Below are 1,959 nucleotides of genomic sequence, written 5' to 3' on the forward strand. Positions count from 1 at the left end.
GGATGCTCGCCGCCGTCGAACACGGTGAACTCGACATTGCGCTGACCGGATTGACCGGCGCGCCAATAGATTCCGGCATCGGACTCGAGGTGATCCTGGAGACCGCGCTCGTCGCCGCCGTCGCCCACGATGCGCCCATCGACCCCGCCGAATCGGCGGGCTCCATCACCTTGGGAGCCCTCGCCGATCGCCGCCTCATCTGTCTCACCCGGGGCACCGGCCTTCGCGGGGTATTCGAACGCTCCTGCGCCGCAGCCGGTTTCACCCCGAACATCGCCTTCGAAGCCGCCGCTCCCCCGCTGCTCCTCGACCTTGCCGCACGCGGGCTGGGAACCGCCATCGTCCCAGCCCTCACCACCGCCGAAGCTGACGCCTTCGGCGTCCGATCCCTCGACATCGTCGACCCCACCATCCACGGCCGGCTGGCCCTGGCCTGGCGCACCGATCCCCCGCCCGGCCCGGCGGCGAAGGTGCTGCTCGGGCAACTACGTATCGCCTTCGGCGGCCATACCTCCGCCGTCGATCGATAGGCGCGGGCGGTCAGGGGGAAGACTTCAGGCGGGCGATTTCAGCCTCGAGCTCGGCGTTGCGGTGTTGTAGACGCTCGATTTCGGCTTCGAGAGGAGCCCGGCCCGCGCGCAGGTAGTCCTGGATCCACTCGGTGCGGTAGCGCGGGGTGATGTTCTTGGTGCAGTTCCGGTCGAACGCCTCGACCCGCACCACGAACGCCCGGTCCGAGCGTGCGTCGATCGGGCCCGCCGACGTGGTCAGGAGACGGTCGAGCAGGCCGGGATCGTCGGCGCGTTCGACGACCTCGACCCGGCCGAAGATCTTGACCCTGGTGCGCGTCGGGTAATCGATGAAGAACAGGGACACCCGATCGTCGATGTCGAGATTGCCCACAGTGACGAACTGGTTGTTACCCGCGTACTCGGCCCACGCGATCGTCGACGAGTCGAGTACGTGCACGAAACCTTGTGGGCCGCCGCGATGTTGGATGTAGGGCCAGCCGGATCCGGTGACGGTAGCGAGGTAGAACGAGTCGGCCTGCCGGATCAGGCCCGCCACTTGGGGCTCCAGCTCTTCGGGCTCGCCGATGTCGGCGCCGTCGGCCATCCGCCTGCCGTGGACGGTGAAACCACCACCGCTGCGCTGGCGGCGCTCGGTGGCCGAGGAGAAGGCGATCGCTCCGTATCGGGTCGGCTTGTTCACCCCACCCACGGTACGACGCGTGATTCGTCAAGGATCGGTCCGCCGTGCCGCTGATATCGGCGCGGACGTCAGCGCTACGCTTTGGCTAACCGATGAAGGAGAGCTCGACCAGGACGAGGAAGGGCGTGCGTGGTGGAGTCGACTACTGCTGCGAAACTGCAAGAGCTGCGGGACAATCTGAGGGCGGCGCGGGAACCCGCGGGGGATGCGGGGATAGCCAAGCGTGCGGCGAAAGGAATCCCCGGTCCACGCGAACGCATCGAAATACTTCTCGACCAGGGCAGTTTCACCGAAATCGGGGCGCTGGTGAAACAACCAGGCGCGGCCGACGGACTCTACGGTGACGGTGTGGTCACCGGGCACGGCAGGATCGACGGGCGCCCGGTGGTGGTGATCGCCCACGACCAGACCGTGTTCGGTGGATCGGTGGGTGAGATGTTCGGGCGCAAGGTCGCGATGGCGATGGATCTTGCGGCCGATATCGCCTGCCCGTTCGTGGCGATCAACGACTCCGGCGGCGCCCGGGTGCAGGACGCGGTCACCTCGCTGGCCTGGTACGCGGAGATGAGCAGGCGCCAGACCCGGCTGTCCGGGGTAGTGCCGCAGGTGTCGGTGATGCTGGGCAAATGCGCTGCGGGCGCGGTGTATTCGCCGATCAACACCGACGTGCTGATCGCGACCGAGTCAGCGTACATGTTCGTGACCGGTCCCGAGATCATCCGCGAGACCACCGGCGAGGAAGTGACC

At 67.3% G+C, this 1,959-nt stretch carries 3 protein-coding genes; 2 read left to right on the forward strand and 1 reads right to left on the reverse strand.

Features of this window, described 5'->3' with window-relative positions:
- The coding region (locus ACFWF3_RS34020; protein ID WP_379318112.1) for a LysR family transcriptional regulator substrate-binding protein at nt 1-530 on the forward strand (530 nt) is incomplete at its 5' end.
- 10 nt (nt 531-540) lie between these two features.
- Here ACFWF3_RS34020 and ACFWF3_RS34025 read toward each other — a convergent pair.
- The gene (locus tag ACFWF3_RS34025) at nt 541-1,212 is read right to left on the reverse strand and encodes a pyridoxamine 5'-phosphate oxidase family protein (protein WP_379318114.1); all 672 of its coding nucleotides are present in this window, start codon (nt 1,210-1,212) and stop codon (nt 541-543) included.
- Nucleotides 1,213-1,344: 132 nt separating this feature from the next.
- On the opposite strand from ACFWF3_RS34025, the gene ACFWF3_RS34030 reads away from it, so the two are divergent.
- Nucleotides 1,345-1,959: carboxyl transferase domain-containing protein (locus tag ACFWF3_RS34030; protein WP_379318116.1), on the forward strand; the 615-nt coding region annotated here is incomplete at its 3' end.

The sequence above is a fragment of the Nocardia sp. NPDC060220 genome (assembly GCF_042727815.1).
Lineage (GTDB): Bacteria > Actinomycetota > Actinomycetes > Mycobacteriales > Mycobacteriaceae > Nocardia.